Origin of the sequence: Acidocella sp. (genome assembly GCF_052326845.1) — a bacterium.
In the GTDB taxonomy this organism is placed as follows: Bacteria; Pseudomonadota; Alphaproteobacteria; order Acetobacterales; family Acetobacteraceae; genus Acidocella.
Window position 1 is genome coordinate 1 of sequence record NZ_JBKQJR010000014.1, and the last position, 3743, is coordinate 3743.

A 3743-nucleotide genomic window follows, 5' to 3' on the forward strand; every position below is an offset into this window, starting at 1 on the left:
TTGACAACGGGCTCTTCGACTCGGTCGCGGCGCCCTGGATCAAGACGCAGCCTCTCGCGGCGCTCGGTCCTGCCGCGCTTGGAAGTGATGGAGGACCGGAAGCTGCTCAGCACCTTCATGGTGACCAGCTTGAACGACAGCGGCGCCCACTCGCTACGGGCCGGCATCCAGTCCGGCGATGCGACCATCACATTCGCGCCGGGGCTGCACGGTACCATCACGCTGGAGAGTGAATTGCTGATCAGCCACAGCGTGGCCATCGACGGCCCCGGGGCGAACGAGCTGTCTGTGAGCGGCAACGACTCGGGCCGCGTCTTCGAGGTCGAAGCGGGCCAGGTCGCCACGTCCTGCCTGACGGTCACCGACGGCCATGAAATCGCGGCCAATGGAGGCGGCATTCTCGTGGATGCGGGCGCTACCCTGAACCTTGACCAGGTCGTCGTGTCCAACAACAGCGCCAGCGCCGACTCCGCGGGCAACTACGGCAACGGCGGCGGCGTCGAGAATGACGGCAGCCTCACCGTCACGCAATCCCTCTTCACGAACAACGTGGCCTCCGGCGGCGCATACGCCGCCCCCATCACCGGCCCCATCACCGAAGGCTCTGCCGGCGGAGCCATCGACAGCCAGGGGCCTTCACTGACCGTGACCACCACGGCGTTCACGTGCAACCAGGCGGCTGGCCCCGCCACGGGAACCGGCGAAGGTAACGGCGGCGCCATCAACACCAGCTCCGCCGCGACCATCACCTGCTCCACGTTCAACGGCAACGAGGCGGTCGGCAGAACGACCAACGGCGGCGCCCTGAGCACGGGCGAGAACGAAACCTTCGCCGCGCCATCGCTGGCCATCAGCAACTGCACGTTCACCGGCAACGAGGCTGTCGGGGCCAGCGGGGCCAACAACTCCGCCGCGCTGTTCGGCGGCGAGGCTCTGGGCGGCGCCGTCGCCAATGCCGGCCCGCTCACCATCGGCAACAGCACGTTTACCGACAACGTGGCCAGGGGCGGGGACCAGGGCGACAACGTCGGCGGCCTCGACCCGAGCCCCGTCCTCGGCGAGGCGTGGGGCGGCGGCATGGTCAACTTTGCCAGCGCGCTCACGATCACCAACACGGTCTTTAGCGGCAACCAGGCCATCGGCGGCAACTCCGCCGTCGGCCCCGGAGCTCCGGCCGCGGGCGGCGGCCTCGCCGCGGAAATCTTTGCTGACACGACCCTCACCGACGTGAGCTTCCTCGGCAACCAGGCGATGGGCGGCAGCGGCGGCAGCAGCAGCCCCGGATCAAAGCCAACCCGCCGGAGGTCGTCATCAAACTGACGACCCGGGCGGTTGGCTCGCGTTGAGGCGCGGCTCGCAGCGCGAGTGCTCAACTCCGGAATTTGTAACGCGGGTGTCTGAGCTCTGCACCACATGTCGCAGCGAATCCGCGATGCGCTTCCGAAGGCCATGGGTGAGATGGCATAATGGCAGCCGAGCTCAAGCGTTATCACGAGGTAACAGATGGCTGCCCCCGACCACCCAACACACTCCATCAGTGGCGTGAACGCGCACGCCGCGGGCTTTGGTAGCGACATGCCACAAGCGGCCGCCGCCGGGCGCTACACCCTCGGCAAGGAGATCGACCGTGGCGGCATGGGCATCATCTACCGCGCCACCGATACTTTTCTCGGACGAGGTCATGGACTGGGGCCTGGCCAAGATCCTGGGCGCGGAGCGATCGCCGGCGAGCCCGACTCTGACCCAAAGCGATGCGACGTGGGCATGGCCGCAGATCGGCCCGTCATTGGCGCGCTCGACCGAAACGCAAAACGATCCATCGCCGGCGTTGACACAGATCGGCCCGTCATCGGCGCGCTCGACCGAAACGCCAACCGATTCGTCGCCGGCGTTGACGCAGATCAGCCCGGTTTCGGATCTGGGATCGCACACGGAGGCGGGGAGCATGCTGGGCACCCCGGCGTTCGCGCCTCCGGATAAGATCGGCGACAAGACGGAGGCGCTCCAGGTGCATCGCCGGGCGCTCGCCGTGCGGCGGGAACTCGCGGCGGCGGCCGGCGCAGACGTGGAGACCCGGCTGGACGTGGCCCGCGGCCTGCTCAGTGTGGGCGCATTGCTCAGCACAATGGGGGACACCAGGGCAGCGCTGGCGGCGTTGGAGGAGGGACGAGATCTGGCCGAGCGGTTGCTGACGGAGGAGCCGACGGACGCTGTCCGTTCCGTCCTCGCCTTGAACCACTCCCGCCGGGGATTGCTGCTCGCGCAAACTGGAGAGCCGTCGAAGGCTCTGGAATCACACCGGACGGCACTGGGCATCCGGCAGAAGCTGGCCGATGCCGATCCCACCGTCACCTCGTTCCAGAGCGACCTGGCTTCGAGCCATATGAACATCGGCGGAATCATGATGGATACAGGGAAGCCGGCCGAGGCTCTGCAAGCGTACCAGAACGCACTGGGCATCCGGCAGAAGCTAGCCGATGCCAATCCCACTGTGACCTCGTTCCAGAACGACCTCGCTACGAGCCATAACGCGATTGGCCTGCTCCTGTCGCAGACAGGGAAGCCGGCGGAGGCGCTGGAAGCGTACCAGAAGGCACTCGCCATCTGGCAGAAGCTGGCCGACGCCAATCCTGCGGTGTCCTCGTTCCAGAGCGACCTGGCTTTGATTCATTACAACAGTGCCGTCCTGCTCAGGGAGACAGGGAAGCCGGCAGAGGTGCTGAATTCTTATGAGAAGGCCCTGGCCATACGTCAGAAGCTGGCCGACGCCAACCCCGCCGTCACTTCGTTCCAGCAAGGGCTGGCGCAGAGCCACTTCAGCATCGGCGCCCTTCTGGCGGAGATGGGGAAGCCGGAAGAGGCACTGCGGTCGTACGAGAAGGCGCGGGCCATCATGCTCAAGCTGGCTGACGCCAATCCCGAAGTCGCAGTTTTCCGGCGTCACCTGGCCTCCACGCATAACAACATTGGCTGGCTGCACGCGCACCAGAAGCGGTACGCCAACGCCTTGCTGGCCCTCGATCAAGGGATTGCCCTCTGTCAGAAACTGACCCACGACCACCCCAACAATGCCTATTTCGCGCACGGGCTGGGCTACAGCCTCGCCTACCGCGGCTGGGCGAAGGCTCATGCCGGCCAGCCAGGGGGAGCCGCCGCGGACCTGCGGCGGGCCGTTGAGCTATGGGCCAGAAGCAAGGCCCTCGACATCGAGACACGGTTCGAGCGCTCGCGGGCGCTGGCGCTCCTTGCCGGGCTAGGCGGGGAAGCGATGTCCGGCGTGACGGCCGCCGAGGCCGCCGCCTTCGCGGATCAGGCCGTCGCCGCCCTCGCGGATGCCGTCAAGACCGGCTGGGGCCTTCCCAGCGAACTGAAGGCGCCGGACTTCGACGCCGTCCGCGGCCGGGACGATTTCAAGAAGCTGCTGGCGGACCTGGAGGCCAAGTCCCGGCCGAAAGCCAGGTCCTCTGTACCCTAAAAGACCAGGCTGTATCCAGCCAGTCTCCCTCCGAACCAGACGAGGCGGAGGAAGCCGCCGCCGTGGGCGTGCTCGACGTCGGAGAGGGATTCACCGCCAAGACGCAAAGAGCGCTAAGAAAGTCGACCAACCGGCTCATAACCCATTGACCATTCGCTTGATGCCGTCCTTGATCAAAGGGACGTTCCAGTTGATTCATGGGCCAGGCATGCCTGATACGTCGATTCCAGCAGGCCCGTCCCCAAGGCACGGTGCACCTTGAGCATGG

Annotated in this window: 3 protein-coding genes; 2 read left to right on the plus strand and 1 reads right to left on the minus strand. The window is 66.4% G+C overall.

Annotation, left to right across the window (positions count from 1 at the left end):
• The first annotated feature begins 87 nt into the window (after positions 1-87).
• Together ACLPJJ_RS00980 and ACLPJJ_RS00985 are read left to right on the plus strand one after the other, a co-directional pair.
• Positions 88-1320, plus strand: coding sequence for a hypothetical protein (locus ACLPJJ_RS00980; protein WP_443588833.1), 1233 nt, complete (start codon positions 88-90; stop codon positions 1318-1320).
• A 361-nt stretch (positions 1321-1681) separates the two neighbouring features.
• Entirely contained in the window at positions 1682-3475 is a 1794-nt protein-coding gene (locus ACLPJJ_RS00985; protein ID WP_443588834.1) for a tetratricopeptide repeat protein, read from the plus strand.
• A gap of 173 nt (positions 3476-3648) precedes the next feature.
• Here ACLPJJ_RS00985 and ACLPJJ_RS00990 read toward each other — a convergent pair whose 3' ends face one another.
• Positions 3649-3741: a GxxExxY protein gene (locus ACLPJJ_RS00990; RefSeq protein WP_443588837.1), complete on the minus strand. Its 93-nt coding sequence runs from the start codon at positions 3739-3741 to the stop codon at positions 3649-3651.
• Positions 3742-3743: the final 2 nt, after the last annotated feature.